The 19,451-nt window shown below is 40.9% G+C and carries 11 protein-coding genes and 1 pseudogene; 8 read left to right on the top strand and 4 right to left on the bottom strand.

Translation table 11 applies throughout. The features are described 5' to 3' along the window. Nucleotides 1-26: 26 nt before the first annotated feature. The 3 genes from V7K38_RS25670 to V7K38_RS25660 all read left to right on the top strand — a co-directional run bounded on the left by V7K38_RS25670 (nt 27) and on the right by V7K38_RS25660 (nt 6,192). Nucleotides 27-2,261, top strand: a complete 2,235-nt coding sequence (locus V7K38_RS25670; protein WP_334861933.1) for a glycoside hydrolase — start codon at nt 27-29, stop codon at nt 2,259-2,261. Nucleotides 2,262-2,641: 380 nt separating this feature from the next. Next, nucleotides 2,642-3,688: a serine/threonine-protein kinase gene (locus V7K38_RS25665; RefSeq protein ID WP_334861931.1), complete on the top strand. Its 1,047-nt coding sequence runs from the start codon at nt 2,642-2,644 to the stop codon at nt 3,686-3,688. 446 nt (nt 3,689-4,134) lie between these two features. Beyond that, on the top strand, nt 4,135-6,192 hold the full coding sequence (locus V7K38_RS25660; RefSeq protein WP_334861929.1) for a serine/threonine-protein kinase: 2,058 nt from the start codon (nt 4,135-4,137) through the stop codon (nt 6,190-6,192). A gap of 96 nt (nt 6,193-6,288) precedes the next feature. Here the strand turns inward: V7K38_RS25660 and V7K38_RS25655 are convergent, their stop codons facing one another. Continuing rightward, nucleotides 6,289-7,527, bottom strand: a complete 1,239-nt coding sequence (locus V7K38_RS25655; RefSeq protein WP_334861927.1) for a peptidase — start codon at nt 7,525-7,527, stop codon at nt 6,289-6,291. A gap of 649 nt (nt 7,528-8,176) precedes the next feature. Here V7K38_RS25655 and V7K38_RS25650 point away from each other — a divergent pair. From V7K38_RS25650 to V7K38_RS25630, 5 genes are all read left to right on the top strand, one after another. Further along, complete coding sequence (locus V7K38_RS25650) at nt 8,177-10,258, top strand: serine/threonine-protein kinase (RefSeq protein WP_334861977.1); 2,082 nt, start codon at nt 8,177-8,179, stop codon at nt 10,256-10,258. Between the two features lie 277 nt (nt 10,259-10,535). Next, nucleotides 10,536-10,832 carry a WGxxGxxG family protein gene (locus tag V7K38_RS25645; protein WP_334861925.1) on the top strand — a complete coding sequence of 99 codons (297 nt, stop codon included), beginning with the start codon at nt 10,536-10,538 and terminating at the stop codon, nt 10,830-10,832. A gap of 224 nt (nt 10,833-11,056) precedes the next feature. Beyond that, a complete protein-coding gene (locus V7K38_RS25640) occupies nt 11,057-12,334 on the top strand; it encodes an O-antigen ligase family protein (RefSeq protein WP_334861923.1) in 1,278 nt (425 codons plus the stop codon). Then, nucleotides 12,318-13,478 carry a glycosyltransferase family 4 protein gene (locus V7K38_RS25635; RefSeq protein WP_334861921.1) on the top strand — a complete coding sequence of 387 codons (1,161 nt, stop codon included), beginning with the start codon at nt 12,318-12,320 and terminating at the stop codon, nt 13,476-13,478. The genes V7K38_RS25640 and V7K38_RS25635 overlap by 17 nt, the downstream gene beginning before the upstream one ends. Before the next feature lie 157 nt (nt 13,479-13,635). Next, nucleotides 13,636-13,827: a hypothetical protein gene (locus V7K38_RS25630; protein WP_334861919.1), complete on the top strand. Its 192-nt coding sequence runs from the start codon at nt 13,636-13,638 to the stop codon at nt 13,825-13,827. Between the two features lie 158 nt (nt 13,828-13,985). Here V7K38_RS25630 and V7K38_RS25625 read toward each other — a convergent pair. From V7K38_RS25625 to V7K38_RS25615, 3 genes and pseudogenes are all read right to left on the bottom strand, one after another. Next, nucleotides 13,986-16,642: pseudogene (locus V7K38_RS25625) on the bottom strand (chloride channel protein). A 113-nt stretch (nt 16,643-16,755) separates the two neighbouring features. Next, entirely contained in the window at nt 16,756-18,069 is a 1,314-nt protein-coding gene (locus V7K38_RS25620) for a TldD/PmbA family protein (RefSeq protein WP_334861917.1), read from the bottom strand. A gap of 274 nt (nt 18,070-18,343) precedes the next feature. Next, nucleotides 18,344-19,204, bottom strand: a complete 861-nt coding sequence (locus V7K38_RS25615) for a Tab2/Atab2 family RNA-binding protein (protein ID WP_334861914.1) — start codon at nt 19,202-19,204, stop codon at nt 18,344-18,346. Nucleotides 19,205-19,451: the final 247 nt, after the last annotated feature.

Raw genomic sequence — 19,451 nt, 5'->3', positions numbered from 1 at the left:
CTCATTCTTAACTCCTAACTATTCCTATGTCCCATCCTCTTTACATTGCTTTTATTTGGCATCAACATCAGCCTCTGTACAAATCTCCTGGTAGTGCTGTTTCGACATCTCCGAGTCAGCAGTACCGTTTACCTTGGGTACGTTTACATGGGACTAAAGATTATTTGGATTTGGTATTGCTCTTAGAGAGGTATCCTAAGTTGCACCAAACGGTGAATTTAGTTCCATCGCTGATATTACAACTCGAAGATTATATTGCTGGGACTGCTTTTGACCCTTACCTCACAGCCTGTTTGACACCGGATGAACAACTCACCCAGCAACAGCGCGAATTTATTATCCAGCACTTTTTTGATGCCAATCACCATACGCTGATCGATCCCCATCCCCGCTATGCCGAGTTGTATCAGCAAAGGCAAGATAAGGGGCAAGCTTGGTGTTTAGCAAATTGGGAATTGCCAGATTATAGTGATTTGCTAGCTTGGCACAATTTGGCTTGGATCGATCCTCTGTTTTGGGATGACCCGGAAATTGCTACTTGGTTAAAACAGGGTCGAAATTTTACTTTAAGCGATCGCCAGCGCATTTATTCCAAACAACGAGAAATTCTCAGCCGCATTATCCCCCAACATCGCAAAATGCAGGAGTCGGGGCAGCTAGAAGTTACCACTACGCCTTACACTCACCCGATTTTGCCCTTATTAGCTGATACTAACTCTGGGCGGGTAGCTGTGCCTAATATGACGCTACCTAAGCAACGCTTTCAGTGGGAAGAAGATATTCCCCGTCACTTGCGGAAAGCTTGGAACTTTTATCAAGAACGCTTTGGACAAATCCCTCGTGGTTTGTGGCCTTCGGAACAGTCAGTTAGTCCGGCAATACTTCCACACATTATTAACCAAGGGTTTAAGTGGATATGCTCAGATGAAGCCGTTTTAGGGTGGACGCTAAAACACTTTTTTCATCGGGATGGGGCAGGGAATGTGGAGCAGCCAGAACTGTTGTATCAACCCTATCGCCTGGAAACCGCAGAGGGTGATTTGTCAATTGTGTTTCGTGACCACAGATTATCAGATTTGATTGGCTTTACCTACAGTGCGATGCCCGCAAAAAAGGCAGCAGCAGACTTAGTAGGACATTTGCAAGCGATCGCCAAAATGCAAAAAGATAGTCAAAGCGATCAACCTTGGCTAGTTACCATTGCCTTAGATGGGGAGAATTGCTGGGAATTTTATCCCGAAGATGGCAAACCCTTCTTAGAAGCTTTGTATCAAAGTTTGAGCGATGAACCCCGCCTTAAACTCGTCACTGTCTCCGAATTTTTGGAAGAATTCCCCGCCACAGCAACCATTCCTGGAGGGCAACTACATAGTGGTTCTTGGGTGGATGGCAGTTTCACCACCTGGATTGGCGATCGCGCCAAAAATCGGGCTTGGGATTACTTAACGGAAGCAAGAGTTATGCTCGCAAGTCATCCCGAAGCGACGGAAGAAAACAACCCAGAAGCATGGGAAGCATTGTATGCGGCAGAGGGTTCGGACTGGTTTTGGTGGTTTGGTACAGGACACTCTTCAAATCAAGATGCCATTTTTGACCAGTTGTTTCGAGAACATCTGTTTGGCATTTATAAGGCATTAAACGAACCTATACCGCCCTATCTCAAGCAACCAGTGGAAATCCACGAAGCACAGACAAACCAGATCCCACAAGGGTTTATCCATCCCGTCATTGATGGTAAGGGTGATGAGCAAGATTGGGATAAAGCTGGACGCATAGAAATCGGCGGGGCGCGAGGAACGATGCACAATAGCAGTGTCATCCAGCGACTTTGGTATGGGGTAGATCACCTCAATTTCTATTTGCGGCTGGATTTTAAAAGTGGCGCTACGCCAGGGCAAGATTTGCCAACAGAATTGAATTTGCTCTGGTTCTATCCAGAAAAAACAATGTTTAATAGCCCAGTTCCTTTGGCAGATGTACCAGATGCAGCCCCACTTAATTATCTTTTCCACCACCTTCTAGAAGTTAACTTGCTGACGCAATCGATTCAGTTTCGAGAAGCTGGAGACAATTACCAATGGCAGCCTCGTTTCAGCCGCGCTCAAGTAGCCTTAAATAATTGTTTAGAGTTAGCAGTACCGTGGGCAGATTTGCAAGTTCCGCCAGATTATCCCCTACGTTTGATTTTGGTGCTTTCAGATGAAGGACGTTTTTGCAACTACTTGCCAGAAAATGCTTTGATTCCCATTGAAGTGCCTTAAAACTCAATACCCTTTTTAACTTCTTACCTCTGTGTTCTCTGCGCCTCTGCGGTTTAAAGTAATTTCTTTAACTACATATAGGCGCAAAGAACACCTATAGCAATCTGATTTGATTTCTGAATCACTCGTAGAGGTAAGGGACTGGGGACTGGGAAGAAGGAATAAAGCTGAGTTTTGTTCAAAAATCAAATATGAGTCCTATAGATAAAAGAGATTTTTGAAATTCCCTTAAAAGCGCTAGTTATACAGAGATTTATTTTTGCTTTTTAAATTTTTAACAGAAAAGTAGTGATGATTTCGCAAAGTTGCAGTAATATTACTGCTATCTACGAATATAAGTTGTAAGATTAGAGACATTTAATAGCACATATCCTATACTAATGAATCGCTTTTCTCAGAAAATAACGAATTCTCAAGAGAGCATTTCACAGCAAAGTCAACTTGTTCAGATGTGTGGTTTGAAGAAGCTATTCCGCGATCGCTATGAAATATTGCAAGTTCTAGGTAGAGGTGGTTTTGGCATTACTTTTTTAGCTAAAGATGCCGTATTACCTGGGAATCCCCTGTGTGTCATTAAACAGCTATGTCCGAAAGTGACTAGTCCCCAAAGTTGGGAAAAGGCATGTACGCGTTTTGAAAAAGAAGCAAGAACTTTAGCCCAACTCGGTAGTCATTCGCAAATTCCTATGCTATTGGACTATTTTCAGGCAAATGGGGAGTTCTTTTTAATTCAAGAATACGTCCCAGGTTTGACTTTGTCCCAAGAAGTGCGGCGAGGTGGCCCCAAAAGTGAAGCCTTTGTTAAACAGTTTTTACAGGAATTATTACCAGTATTACAATATCTTCATAAACATCACGTGATTCACCGGGATATTAAACCCCAGAATTTATTGCGTTGTGAGTATGACAGGCGGATAGTACTGATTGATTTTGGTGCAGTGAAAGAGAAATTAATTGATACTTGTGAAAACTCAATAAATGTAAATACCAACTTTATCGGAACTAGGGGATTTGCACCACCAGAACAGTTTTCTCTTCGTCCAGTTTATGCCAGTGATATTTATGCACTAGGGGTAACTTGTATTTATATGTTGACTGCTAAAAGTCCTTTAGAATTTGAGTACCACCCAAATACTGGCGAAATCTGCTGGCAAAAAGAATTAAATATTACCGATAGTTTCGCCAAGATTTTAGGGAAAATGGTGAAGGTTACGTTAGACGATCGGTTTAAGACTGCCGAAGAAATTATCAAAGCTTTAGGTTATGCAAGCTATTTGCCTACTTTAGCTAACTGTCTAACTACTCAAAAATTAAATAATAAAAGTATTACACAATACGAAAACTATAACGAAACTCCTGATGTATATATGCCACCAGTCGCCAGAACTGCTAATGCTATTCGGAAATGGAGAGCGAGGTTTAAGTAAATCAGGTGGCAAAATTAAGTTGAAGTCTGATTGACGCAAGTATCAAATCAACAAGTAATTATGAGCAATTTAAAATATCAAAAACAAATAAAGTAAGTATTGTGACTACATTTAATAGTCAGTGATGCTTTATCCATCAGGGTTTAACTTAATACTTAGTCAATTGTCGCTTGTGAATATACAAGCAAAATTACTAGGGCTAGCAGTTCAAAAAAATATTTCTATTCAGATTATTATATAATCGGAAGAATAATTAATTTTATGGCTCTCGTAGTTTTCCAGAGATGAGGAAGACTGACTACTATTTACAAACGCTAACTATATTAAGTAATTCCCCAATCCCCAGAACAGGGTTTTCTACCACAAGTAAGCGAGAGTCGATTTTCTTAAGGGAAAGTTAGGGGCAAACTTAGCCTAAGTTGTCATGCAGTCGCGCCTGTCAGATCATGATCTGCTGCTTAAATCCCGATTGCCTAAATCCCCTGAATCCCAATGGAAAGAAGTTCTGCCAAAGTTGTAGCACCCCACTGGTGTCACTTTTAAGAAATCGCTTCCGTGTCATCCGAGTCCTTTCAGATGAGGGGGGATTTGGCAGAACCTATCTATCAGAAGATGTCGATAAACTCAATGAACGGTGTGTTGTCAAGCAATTAGCTCCTAAGTTCCAAGGAACTTGGTCACAAAAAAAGGCAATGGAGTTGTTTGCCGAAGAAGCACAGCGACTACAAGACCTTGGGGAACATCCTCAAATTCCAACTTTAATAGCTTACTTTGAGCAAGAGGGCTGCCTATATTTAGTGCAGCAGTTTATCAATGGCGATAATTTGTTAAAGGAGTTGCAACAGCGCAAGGGGTATAACGCTAGGGATATTCAATCTATTTTGTTAGATTTACTCCCCATCCTGAAATTTATCCACGATCGCAAAATCATTCATCGGGATATCAAACCAGAAAATATTATCCGCCATAAAAGTGACGGGCGATTAAGTCTGATTGATTTTGGTTCCTCGAAGCAATTCACTGCAAAAGTTCAGCAGAAATCTGGCACATCCATTGGTTCACATGGTTATTCCCCACTAGAACAAATTAGAGATGGGAAAGCTTTTCCCGCCAGTGACTTGTTCGGTTTGGGGGCTACCTGCTTTCACCTGCTAACGGGAAACTCACCCTTCCAATTGTGGATGGAATCGGGGTACGCCTGGGTGAGTAATTGGCGGGAATATTTGCGGAGTCCATTAAATGCTGAATTAGATTTGATTATCGACAAGCTTTTAAAAAAAGATATCCATGAACGTTACCAGTCAGCCGATGAAGTTCTCAGAGATTTAACTCCCAAACAACTCCTCGCCCTACCACCAGCCGGTAAGTCATCTGGAAAAATACCTGCAACTCAAGCCCCATCTTTACCAAAAAGTTATCCCTTATTAAGAGTTTTAATCTTGGTAAGTGCTTTAATTCTGTTGTTCGGATTCCAGGAATCTTGGTATAAACATTTTCGCCGAATTCAAACCAGTTTAGTTTCTAGGTTGAGTCAGCACAATAATTCTGGCAAAGATGACGTGCTTTTAGGTCAAGTGTCAAAGATTACTTTGGGTAAGGTTTCCTTAGCTAACACCCTCCAAGGGCATGAAAACTCGGTTTTATCCATCGCCATCAGCCCCGATGGGAAAACCATTGCCAGCAGTGGCGGCAATGGCACAATCAAACTTTGGAATCTCGCCACTGGGAAACAAATCTCTTCACTCAACACCTATTCTCAGCAGGTGAATACGGTAGTAATTAGCCCAAATGGTAAAACTCTGGTAAGTGCCAGCGATGACAGCACCATTAAAGTTTGGGATTTAAAAACAGGAAAACAAATTCGCACTCTTGCAGGGCATTCTGACTCAGTTCATGCCCTAGCGATCAGCGCTGATAGCGAGACTCTGATTAGTGGTAGTGATGACAACACCATTAAAATTTGGGATTTAGCAACAGGAGAGCAAATTCGGACACTGGTAGGGCATATATTCTGGGTGCGATCGGTAGCTATTAGCCCCGATAGCCTGATTCTTGCCAGTGGGAGTTTTGACAAGACAATCAAAATCTGGAATCTCACCAAAGGGTACTCAATCCGTACACTGGAGGGAAATCATCAAACCGTAACATCTGTAGCTATTAGCCCAGATGGGAAAATTTTAGCCAGTGCTAGCCGCGATGTCTACGACGGGCAACGCCTACGCACTATCAAACTTTGGAATCTCGCAACCGGTAAAGAAATTCGCACACTACTAGGACACGCCAACACAGTCACAACAGTAGCTTTCAGTGCCGATGGTAAAATTATTGCCAGTGGTAGCCGCGATCGCACCATCAAACTTTGGAATTCAGCCACGGGAGAAGAAATTCTCACATTAACAGGACACACCAATACTGTGACATCAGTAGCCTTTAGTCCTGATAGCAAAACCCTTGTCAGTGGTAGTGAGGACAACACCATTAAGATTTGGCAGTTGTCTCAGTAAAAACCTGTACCCTACTAAAATGTCCCCCTCCGAGTCGGAGAGGGACAAGTTTTGCCTAGTAAAACCAGGGAGATGTTTTTTATAGAAGCTAAATTATTAGAAGATAGTTAATCTATATTTACCGCGTTCTTGTGGATTCTTGGAAGTAACAACTATATAGTAAGTATCATCTTCAGGCAACCTAGCTCGGTCAATTAAAGCGCTGTACACACCATCCTTATTTTTGTCTATATCGATAGCGATCGTCTTTCCTTGAGAATTTAGCAAAGCTATGTAAGGAGAAAATTCTTCATCAACACTATCTACACGAATACTTATCAGCTGATTTTTTCTTCCTTGGAAATTAGAAACATTGTAAGCGCCTCCATTTTGTTTCAAGGTTGAACTATTGGCACTTAGTTGCCCTGCTTCATCTAAAGTATAGCTAGCTCTATCATTCCTCAGAGCCAAACTATAGCGACCAATCTCTCCAGCATCGCGGCTAGTAACTGCAATTTTGTAAGTACCGTTCTTAGGTAGCCGCGCAAAAATGAAGGCATCATCGCGACCACTGCTCTTATCCAAAGCACCTTTTTTGACTATGATATTATTATCGGGATCGTGCAGAAACAACAAAGGATTTAAACTCAAGTTATTTGATCTGCGTGTATCATTACTGCCAATCAGCCTAATTTGAACGAGTTGATTTTCTCTACCTTCAAACTCATAGAAATGAAAATATCTACCTTGAGATTGAAAGTCATTCCTACTCAAAATACCCAATTCGACATCGACAAAGTTGATCTCTTTATAAGTTGGTGTCGCAGGTGAAGCTGCTGCATAGGCGATATTTCGGTTTTCACTTCTAGCTACATTAGAACTTGGCTTGCGAACTCTGCTGGAGCCACCATTAGAGCGATTTGTATTTGAATTAGAAGCTCTACTTCCAGACGATCTAGATCCAGAACTAATATTATTAGAACGATTAGAATTGGAGTTAGAAGTCCTACGTCTAGATGGTCTAGAAGTAGAGTCATCATCTGAAGCGCTAGAGGTTTGCTGCGAAGTTCCTGTATTAGAAGAGATACGACGATTTTGTATTGGTGACTCAATAGATGTCTTGCGTCTTGGAGCTATTGAGGTTTGAGTCGCAGCAGGCATTTGCTCAATTGCTTTTTTTACAGCTTCTGGTTGTCTCTCATCTGGTGATTTAGCAATTATGAAGCCTTGAGAGTTTTGAGGTTTTCCCAAGGCACTTATGGGTAGCAGATTGCTTGTAATTAACAAAGTACTACTCAAAGAACAAATTAGAATATGACTTAATTTGCGACGATAGTTTTTAGTTTCTAATAGCATAATTCTGCTCCTGGTTTTGCTAATGATTTGCTATTTATATAGATAGACAAAATTTGATTCAATAAATTTATAGGTTAATTCAAACTACTAATACACTGGGGCGAAAATATACATAATTTCAATAAGAGGACTTTGCCCGGAGTCTTGTTTGAGATTTTAGCTGGATTTTTGCCAAGCTGTACCAGAGCGAATATTAATTTTGTAAGTATATATTTAGCTACAAGCTGAAATTATTGCTTTTCGGATTTTTGTCAATATATTTTTGCCAAACTGAGCTAAATGCTGCCAGACTACTAAATCGAGAGGATTGCTAGAGGAAAAAGTATTAATCAAAACTTTCGTTCTGGGTCATTGCCCAGTTTCAAATGAGGAATTATATCCAGGAAAAAGTGTTACAAAATATAAAGCTTTATTGCCGGAATTAACCACTTTTAAGGGTAGTTTCTTCCTGCCTCCTGCTGCTGAAACCAATTAATTATTCAAAAGGGATTGCTCAAACATAACTTTTTTCCAATTATTTAAATTGTTCAATACCTGATGAGGTAAGGAAACTGGCGATTTGTATAGTATCTCAGTGAGATTAACTAACAACAGAGATTATACTGCATGACTTAAGATGAATATATACTCCTTGAAATGGATTCCCAGTATGCTCTGTTGTGTGAATCCCGATTGCCAAAAACCCCTAAATCCTGATAAAAACAACTATTGCCACAGTTGTAGAGCAGAACTAATACCCCTGCTAGGAGGTCGCTATCGTCCCACTCAAGTGTTGTCAGACGAGGGCGGATTTGGTAGAACCTATTTAGCAGAAGATGTACATAAGCTGAATGAATGCTGTGTTGTAAAGCAATTTGCACCAAAACTTCAGGGAACTGGGCCACTCACAAAGGCTACTGAACTATTTAAACAAGAAGCGAGTCGCCTCCAAGAACTCGCCGAGCATCCGCAAATTCCAACCTTATTGGCTTATTTTGAGCAAAATGGCTATCTGTTTTTGGTGCAGCAATTCATCAATGGAAAAAACTTGCTTAAGGAATGGGAGACACGGGGAAACTATAGCGAAACAGAGATTCGGGAACTTTTGCTAGATTTACTGCCCGTACTGAAGTTTATCCACGTTCGGGGAGTGATTCATCGGGATATCAAACCACAAAATATTATTCGCCGTCAAAATGATGAGCGATTAGTGCTAATTGATTTTGGAGCTTCCAAGCAGCTAACGGTAACAGTGCAGACTAAAATGGGTACTGTTATTGGTTCGCATGGTTACACTGCATTGGAACAGATGCAGGATGGCAAAGCTTACCCAAGCAGTGATTTATTCAGTTTGGGGGCGACTTGTTTTCATCTTTTGACTGGAGTTCGCCCATCTCAACTGTGGATACAGCAAGGCTATAGTTGGGTTGCATCTTGGCGACAATATTTAATCAGTCCAGGTAGGAATGAGATTTATGTGTCTATAGAGTTGGGTGAAGTTTTAGATAAGCTGTTGCAACTAGATATCCAAAAGCGTTACCAATCGCCTGATGAAGTCATCGCCGACTTGACACCAGGGCTACCACCATTGTCATCACTGCCAGTAACTGTACTTACGTCAACATTTGCAGCTGCCCCAGCAAACAAAGGGCTAGTTTCACCAAAGCTAAATAATACGTTAAAAAGTCAACTGCTGTTAATTTCTAGCATTTTGGCGTTGGGATTGGGGGGAGTTTGGTATTTCCAGGCTCCAAGGAAGGAATATTCTCAGCCGATTTCTCAGCCGATTCCTCAGCCGATTCCTCAGCCGATTCAGCCCCCAAAAAACGTTTCAGTCTCAGAAAATTATTTTCAGCCCAAACCCCTTAAAGGGCATTCCAGCGATGTGAATTCCGTAGCTTTCAGTCCTGATGGCACAACTCTTGGTAGTGCCAGTGATGATAAGACAATCAAGCTATGGAATCTAGCCAGTGGAGAAGAAATTCACACTTTAGAAGGACATTCAAATTGGATTTGGACTATAGCTTTTAGTCCTGATAGCAAGATGCTTGCCAGTGGTAGTGCAGATAAGACAATCAAATTGTGGAATCTGGAGACAGGAAAGGAAATCCGCACCTTACAGGGAAATACTGACGGAGTTACTTCTGTAGCTTTCAGTCCTGATGGCAAAACTCTTGCCAGTGGTACTGCTAGTAAGGATATGAAAATCAAACTATGGAATCTAGAGACAGGAAAGGAAATCCGCACTTTACAGGGACATACTAGTGGTGTTCCATCTGTAGCTTTTAGTCCTGATGGCAAAACCCTAGCTAGTGGTAGCTGGGATAAGACAATTAAATTGTGGAATCTAGAAACAGGAAAGGAAATCCGCACTTTACGGGGAAATCCAGATTGGATTCTTTCAGTTGCTTTTGCTCCCGATGGTGTCACCCTTGCCAGTGGTAGTAAAGACAAAACAATTAAATTGTGGAATCTGAAAACCGGAAAGGAAATCCGCACCTTGAAGGGACATAATGATAAAGTTAATTCTGTTGCCTTTTTGCGCGCTGGAAGTCAAAATAATCTGACTCTTGTCAGTGGTAGTAGTGACAAGACAATTAAACTGTGGAATCCGTCAACAGGAAAGGAAATTCGCACTTTAGAGACGGGTTCTGGATATATTTATGCGATCGCCATCAGCCCTGATGGAAAAACTATTGCCGGTGGTGGAAGTGGTGAGAACATTCTCAAAATTTGGCAGACGACTCAATGAAAGTGTAGCAATTGCTAGATGACGCAGACAAATTTTCGTAAAAATCTTAATTATCAATAAACCTTCTGGAATCGGGCTTTTTTAATGCGATCGCTAACTTTAGTTTCCCATAAGTTGCCATGCACGTTATTATAATCTATACCAAAATGCTTATTTGCTCTATCCCGAATACAACTTTAAGTAGATTTATATTTGCAGCTAAAGATTGATGCTAGCGCTGTTAGAACTTAATAAGCTTTAACTATTACTTGCAGCAATTTAATTGAGGAATGCGATCGTGAAACGCTTTAATATCTCTAAAATTTTAGGAACTACTGTTCTAGCTTTAAGTTTGGCTACCTTGCCTACAGTTTTGCCCGCTTCTGCACAGACAACAACCACTCCTGATAGTACTACCACTACTACTACAGACAGCACGACTACTGATAGAAATTACCGAGATGGTGATTGGGGTTTGCTGGGCTTGCTCGGTTTATTTGGTTTATTTGGGCGCAAGAGCCGCAAAGCTGATGATAATGTAGGTTATAGCGATCCTAATGTGGTAGGCTCCTCTGGCTCCCGTTCTAACCATTAATGTTGCACTCTATATTTGGCGTAAGTTCTAAAGATTATTAGAGATAAAGCCTGCATCAGCAGGCTTTATTTGTGTTTTTATATCCGCTCGGCGGTAATGTGATAGTATTCTTTACATACTCATAATTTTAGTTGGAAAAATATCAAAATCTCTGTTTAACTCTCAAATCGAGGGTTTAATCTAGGTTTTTCGTTCTAAAGCAACTATCCCCCAACTATAAAGCTATGATTAATATATTTTTCCTGCTCATACTATTTTCTTCCCTTCTAGGGCGGGTTAAATTTCCGGGAATAAATATTGGTATTCATTATTTCTTACTTCCGGCATTTAGCTTTGGAATAATTATTTTATCTGTAAAATCTATACCAGAAGTTGTTAAGAAGCATAAAAATGTTTTGATATCTATAAGCCTGATGTATTTATGGATGTGGTTCTCGTCATTAACGAGCCAATTTCCAACTATTGCTATTGCTTGTAGTATAAAATACTCAACTTACTTTATATTGTTTTTTGCCTTTTTGGTGTTAACTTTCAGAAATATAAAAACACCACTTTTAACGTTCTACTATCGTTGCATATTGTACTTATTGCAAATAATTGCAGTTTTGGGTTTTATAGAAGCTTTATTTCCCAAGTCCTGGATTTTTAAGTTATTAAAATTCCCTAGTTTTTATCCAGAGATTGGTTCAATTATGCAAAACCCCAATCAGTTTGGGGTAATAGTCGCTATTGGTTTATGTTTAAGCCTGATTTTAGAAAAACAGAATAAGATTTCTAAAATTGAATTACATGTAAGCGAATTAATTTTTATAATTTCTCTAGCTCTCTCTGCTAGTGGAAATGGTTGGGTAATTTTAATACTAGGTATATTTCTTTTATTTGCATATAGAATTATTAGTGTTAGAAAAATGATTTATATAATTAGCTTGTTATTTTTATGTATTTTAACTATACCAATTTCTACAGAGAGAATTGGTTTGACAGATAGTAAAATATTTCCATTAATTAATATATTTTTAGAAAATCCACATTTAAAAGATTCAAATTTAGTAAATCCAAGTGTAAAAATGCCTCTTACTATTGTAAGAACAGGATTGTCAAGATTTGAAATGTGGCAGGCAGCTATCAATGAAACTATTAAAAGACCACTTACTGGTATTGGTATAGGAGTTTTTCCAGAAACGATAGGAATAAAAGTTTGGGGAAATAAAGGTTATCATGCACATAATATATTTTTAAATGTGTTAGTAGAACAAGGAGTTCCTGGATTATTACTATTTACTAATTTTTTAACAAAGATAGCACTTCAAATCAAATATGCTAATCCTCTAATTACTGTGCCACTGATTATGTTTTTAGTGTCTCAAATCCCAGATGTTTTTACTGAGGACTATACTTTTACAACTATTGAGTTTTATTTTATAGCAGCAGCTATAAATTCTCGAAAAAATTTAATTATGCAATCAAACCCTGAAATTATTTACGATGTTCAAGAAGCCTAAAATTGATAAACATCATTTTTACTTAATATTTCCGAATATATTTGATTTTAAGGGAGGTATTCAAGTTTACTCAATATTTCTGCTGAAAGCTTTACAAAATCTATATCCTGAAGGTGATTATGATGTGTTTCTCAAGTATGACAAGCACAATTTAAGATGGCCAGAAAACTTGCAGTTTTTAACTTCAACAAAATTTCATTATTTTGGAGATTTGCCAAGATTACTACAACCCATTTTATTTGCCACCAAAATAATTCTTTCGGCTATTTTTATACGTCCCACTATAATAATCTCAACTCATGTTAACTATGCCATTGCTTGTTATGCTCTAAAACTCCTCACTGGGACTCCTTACTGGGTAGTTGCTCATGGCTTAGAAGTTTGGGATATTCAAAATAATGTTACAAAATTAGCATTAAAAAAAGCAGATAAAATAGTTAGTGTTAGTAATTACACTCGTCATCGTTTGCTTGAAGATACAAGTATTGACTCAGATAAAATAGTAATTTTGCCTAATACGTTTGATGCAAATAAATTTAAAATAAATCCTAAACCTCCCTATTTACTGGAACGATATAACTTAACAGGTGAACAGCCTGTAATTTTAACAGTAACGCGCATGGGACGCATGGCAAAATACAAAGGTTATGACCAAATTATTCATGCATTAATTAAAGTCCGCTTGCATGTCCCTAATGTTCGCTTTATTCTTGCAGGTAAAGGGGATGATTTACCTCGAATTAATGCTTTAGTTTCCAGCTTAAATTTACAAGATTGTGTAAATATTGCAGGGTTTATACCAGATGAAGAATTGTGTGCTTATTACAATCTCTGCGATGTTTTTGCTTTGCCTAGTAAGGGAGAAGGCTTTGGTATTGTTTATCTAGAAGCTTTAGCTTGTGGTAAACCTGTGTTAGCGGGTAATCAAGATGGTTCTATAGATCCCTTAGCTGAGGGTGAGTTGGGATGTTTAGTTGACCCTGATAATGTAGAGGAAATTGCTGATAATCTGATTCAAATTCTCCAAGGTAATTGTTCTAACCCAGTAATTTACCAAGCAGAATACTTGCAAAAAAGAACTATTGAAGCTTTTAATTTTAGTCATTTTAATGTAACTTTGGCAAAGTTAATTGATGGGCATTAATTACAATTAAAAAACGGGCATTGCTGAATTAAGGGATAATTCTTGTAGGGTGGGCATCCTGCCCGCCCGGAAATACAAGGGACGCTCATGTTGCCCATCCCGCAAATATGCAACGCCAAAAAACGTTTTATATGTATATTTAGTTAGTTTTCAAAAAATGGAAGATTCCATATTTATTATATTTCTTGCCTTTGGATTTATTTGGATTTTAATGGGAGTTGTAGGTTGGATTGCATTTTTAAAATCTGAGGGTGAGGAAATTAAGTTTGGCAAGTGGGGACTTATAGTTGCTATTCCCATCCTAATACCAATCATTGTTTCTCTAATTATTGGTATATTTTATCGTTAGTAAAATCGATAATTAAGTTATACCATTTTTCTGTGAAGCTGCATATATTTACCCCCCGGCTACGCCGTCCCCCCTTGTGAAGGAGGGACTTATTATGTGCATCTTCATACAGAATTGGTATTAGAGAATAATCTTGCCTGAAAACTCCTAAGTTGAGTTTAATTGTTAATTGCACCCCTAACTAAAATTACTGTACTTTCTACACCAGAAGCGATCGCTTCTGGAATATTACCTTGAATCGCCTGCTGCAATAATCCTTCGCGGGAAGCTCCTAAAACTACAACATCGTAACCTTCGGTTTTCACTAGGTTAATCACACCTTCAGCGACTGAATCAGCTTGCACTGGGAGCGCAACTACAGTACTGGATAATTTTCGCCGCCGCATCAAGTGGCGAATAGCTTGTTCTGAAATTGACATATCCGGCTTGAGTTCAGACGGATTAAACACCTGTGTTAAACGAATTTGCGGATTGTTTCCCAATGTAATTAAAGCAGGTAACAACTTAATCGCTAACGGGGAATTGGGGCCACCAGCCATTGGAACTAGCCAGCGATTGAACTGGGGAGTAGGGATTGGGTAGTGGGGACTGGGGACTGGGGATTGGGGGGGTTTGCCTAATTTTACTAATACAACTTCACAGGTGGCTTGGCGAATTACGGTGTCTACAACGCTGCCAAAAATCCGACCAGGGGTAGATGTGTTACCTTTCCATCCCATTAAGATTAGATCGATATGTTGTTCCTTGATTGTCTCCAAAATTGCCTGAGCAACATCGTGAGTAACTCGAATCTGTGTGTGTAAAGGAATTTTCCACTTTTTTGCTAAAACTTCCGCCTGTCGTAGCAAGCGGCGACTTTTTGCCGTTCTTACCTCTGTTTCCGACGGGGAAGTGTGGCGGGGTATGAGCATCACTTGCACGCAATCTATTTCATAATGGCGATCGCGGGCAATAGCTGCTGCCATAAGTAATAAAATACCTGCGGTTTCGGGATTAGCTACTGGGACTAATAATCTACCGCTACCAGTGCTAGGCGATCGCGTTTGGTAAACGACATAAGAAGGTTGTGGCCGCACTCCAGGAGTGCCATTCTTACAATTAAGATGATCTGCTTCTGCGCGAATAATATCTCCACGGGTAATAATTCCGATCAGTTTCCGTCCATCTACCACTGGTAAGCGACTGATTTGATAGCGATCTAGTAAATACAGCACATTGCCCAGAGTGTGGATTGGTGTCACTGTCATCGGGACAGGTGTCATTATTTCTTTTAAACAAATATCATTGGCTAAATTGCGATCGCGAATTTTCAACAAATCTGATTGCGTGACAATCCCCACCAGCTTGCTATCTTCTACAACGGGGAAGCCGCGATGATGGGAACGGGCAAAAGCTTGCATTGCTTCATCCAAAGGCATCTCTGCATCCAGAGTTTCTACCTGTTGTTGCATCACATCTTTGGCTGTTAACTTTGTGATTATCCCCTCTGTAGGAGATTCTTTTTGGAGCGTGATGCCATTCCACTCCAAAAGTTTATCGTATAGCGATCCTGGCACTAGCTTTTCGGCAACTAGATAGGATGTTACAGAGCCAATCATTAAGGGCAACACTAGGTTGAAATCTGTAGTCATTTCAAACACAATTATTATCCCCGTAATTGGGACTCTGGCGACTGCCGTAAAAAATGCGCCCATTCCTGCCAAAGCAAAGGTAATTGGCAATCCACTCTCTATCCCCAGAGGAAGCAGCAGGCTGTGTTCTCCGATACCGACCAAGTAGCCAAGGGCAGCCCCCAGAGTTAAAGCGGGAGCGAATAATCCTCCTGGTACACCAGAGCCATAAGCTACCAAGGTTAGGATAAACTGGGAGATAAAGGCGATCGCAGCTATTGACCAGCTAGCCTCACCCGTAATCAAAATTTCTCGTAGTCCCGTGTTATCTCGAAATGCTAGCGGTAACATCGCCACAATCATCCCAGATACTAGCCCAGCGAGTCCCACACGAGCAGGTAATCCAAAACGCAGAGAGCGGCGGTAAACAGTTAAGCTGCTGATAATGCCTCGATTAAACAGCGCTCCCAACAACCCAGCCAAAATCCCCAACACCAAATAGAAAGGAATATCTTGAACAAAAAAGTTGGTCTTGGAAGCAGTTAATGCCAGATTGAGATCCAGACTGCGGCCACCTAATACACGCGAGACGACTGCACCAATAAACGAAGCGAGAATTGCAGTCCCTAGAGTAAAGCCAGAGAATCCTGTAGAAGTTCTTCTACTACAAATAATACACCTGCGATCGGCGTATTGAAAGCGGCGGCTAATCCGGCTCCTGCGCCGGCAGCAATCAACTGGCGGCGGTGATCTGGTGAAGTCGGAAACCAGCGACTGAGTTGAGATGCTAGGGCTGCACTCAACTGAACTGTTGGGCCTTCTCGCCCTAAAGCTAGCCCAGAACCCAATGCCAGAATCCCGCCTACTAGCTTAACCAAAGCAACCCGTAAATCTAGAGCAATTGGTACATTGGCCAGCACTGCCTTAACTTGAGGAATGCCGCTTCCAGAAGTTTCTGGTGCTACACGCTCCACCAACCATCCGGCGAGTAATCCGCAGGTGAGGCCGATACCAGGTAGCACAAACCAAGCTGGTAGTAGTAATGATGTCTGCACTCGCCATGCACCTAGCCAGCCTACCCCCGACTTCAGTAAGACTGCTCCAAGAGCCGAAACTAAGCCAATTAGACAAGCTTCAAAGATGGCTAAACGACGTTGTGGCCGCAGCAGTTGTCGAAAGTGTTGAAGGATGGATAGATGCCACATAATATCCAAGATATTGTGTTATCGAATTATGTTATTGGGTATGGTTAGGACTTAAGCACCAAGATTACTTGTTGAAACTTTGTGTAGGATGTAGTACCTGCTCCGTGCCTTCTTTAATTGCTTCTCCCTGTGGTGGATAGCCCTTCTACTATTAGAGATGGAGTATAACAAGAACCATTCCAATCACCATCGTTGCCCAGTGTAACCAATTGCTTAAGGGCTGTGTAAACATTACCTGCAACCATAGTATCCTTAACGCGCCCAATTACATGACCATTTTGGACGCGGTAGCCTAAATCAACGTTGATTGAAAAATCTCCAGAAATACTGCCGCCATCACCCAGCATTTGATCGACAATCAAGCCATCATCAAGTTGTTGAATTAAATCTGGTAACGATGTTGAACCTGGCTGGATCAGAAAATTAAATAAACCAGGAGTAGGATAGCTACCCAAACCAGGGCGAAAACCATTTCCAGTAGTGTCAGTACCGAGTTGACGACCGGTGGTGCGATCGCCATAAAAATTCTGTAAAGTCCCGTTTTGGATAAATACTAAAGATTGAGTCGGAGTACCTTCATCATCAAAAGGGCAACTGTAAGGGCCAGCTTCTGGATCTTGGTAGAGGGTGAGACTGGGTGCAACTACTGCTTTACCTAAACGTTCTGTCCAAGGTGAAGCTACTTCTAAGACTCGCTTGCCATTCAAAGCGGCTTGCACAGTACCCCAAAGCATATCGGCGGCTTTAGAAGTGAACAAAATTGGGACACGACCAGTAGGGGGTGAGACATTTTCTTTAGCCCAAATTAACCGTTGTAAAATTTGGTTAGCTAATCTCTCAGGGTGGAGTTCCCCCCGCTTGGTTTGACCATCAGCAACACTTAAAAAATCATCGCCACGTACCCATTCTGCTGATATATAGCAGTTGAGCGTAGTATCAGTATAGTGACAATCTAAACCTTTAGTATTGACTATTCTGGTAGTTTCAATATCACATTCCCAGTCACCATTGCACACAACATCAGGATAGGCATCACGGATGAGTGCGATCGCTTCTTTGCCCCAATCTACCAAAATCTCTATCGGCACACTTTCCCCTAAATCTGGGTAAGAGGGCTGAAAGTTAGAGCCTAATTCTACAGTTTCCGGTTCATTCAGTTGACTTAATGCCAGAGCTTTTTCCACCATCACTTCGGCTAAGACAGAACCGTAAGCCACCGTCAGTCCCGGACGACCATTTCGCCAAAGCCTGAGTGCTGTACCTTCAGACTGGTTAGTTTCTAGCTGTTTGAGTCGGTTTGCCTCAAAAAACACTGGACGAGAAAGCGATCGCGACTGATACACTTCAGCAGCTTCTGCTCCAGATTTTATAGCTAGTTCCAGCAACTGTTCGGCTAGTGTATCTTGTGACAAAATTTCAGAACCCATGACCCTTAGTGAATGGTGGATTTTGAACCGCATATCAACGCACGTTACGAGAAAGTGCGATCGCTAAAAGCCTGCGATCGGGCTTTCTGCTAATGGACGCAGACAATCCAAAAATCATCAGCATTTCCTTACAGTTACGATTTGAAACCGCAAATCAACATTGATGGACGCAGTTAATTATCCCAAATCATTGTCATGTCTCAACGGATCTCGTCATTTGTCATTCCCCATGCCCCATGCCCCATGCCCAATTCCCAATTCCCAATTCCCAATTTCAAAGATTAACCTCTTGTAACAGCCAAAAACCAGCAAAAGATTGTGCTTTGGGATCGGACTGGACACCAATAAAATGCACTCCGTTAGCTTTTTGCTTGGCTTCCTCAAAACCTTTAGCCTCTGCTAAGAGTTGAGGTTTTTTGATATTCGCCACAATCCAGCTTTCAACTACACCGGTTTCTAAAAGCAATCTTGCCTCTTCACTGGTGTCAAATCTCAAAAAAGCCAACTCCAAACCAGACATCCAGCCAGCCAAGGGTAACGCTCTCGATGAGAAAATCAAAATACCAGGAATCCGGGCTTCGGGTGAAACTTTCGCCAACTCTAAAGGGAAAGCTTCACTAAAACCAATTTCCCACTCTGGCATATCAGCAAAATCCGCAGCATCTAAAGTAACAAATACCCACTGTTGCCCTTCCAAAGCATCTGGTAAACGTTGCGGCAAAGGTTTCTCCAAGCGAACTGAGGGATTAGTCCCCCCTTGATATCCTGGTTCTTCAGGATACACTTCTTCCATACGCTGTTCTAACCATTGATTAAGAACCAAAGTGCGGCGGCTAGGCTGGGCGGGAATGCCTATATCTTGGCAGGCTTTAGTAATCATGTTGTTCATTTGGCGGCGGAAAAAGCGGATTTTAATTGGTGCTTTTCCAGCTTTGTCAATAGCCTCCTGCAATGCTGTCCGCAACCAGCCCGAATTTACCTGGGTACTGGGACAATATTGAGCATAGCGAAACAAAGAATCTGGTTTTGTGCTGATATCCAAGGGGCTTTCGCAGACTAAGACTTCCCAAATTTTTTTCTGATTATCGTCCAAAATCGGACGAGAGTAAAAATCGATTTCCCAAATGCTGCCCATGTTTTGCGGTAAAAATCTGGCTGTTATGTTTTCCTGATATGTTGATCATACGAGTGTTTGGGCAGCATTGGGCATTGGGAATTGGGGAATTGGGAATTGGGAATTGGGAATTGGGATTAACGAGTATCTGAGGTGGATGTTTCAAATTTTAACTCTTCACCATCGATCTTATTTTGTATTAGGCGATCGCTCTTAGAGGATGTTTTAAAAGTGGTTAGGTGATTTCTCAAAATAATTTTACCGATTA

Source organism: Nostoc sp., assembly GCF_036917465.1.
Lineage (GTDB): Bacteria > Cyanobacteriota > Cyanobacteriia > Cyanobacteriales > Nostocaceae > Nostoc.
Note: the sequence above shows the minus strand (reverse complement) of the source record. Positions and strands in the feature narration are given on the sequence as shown.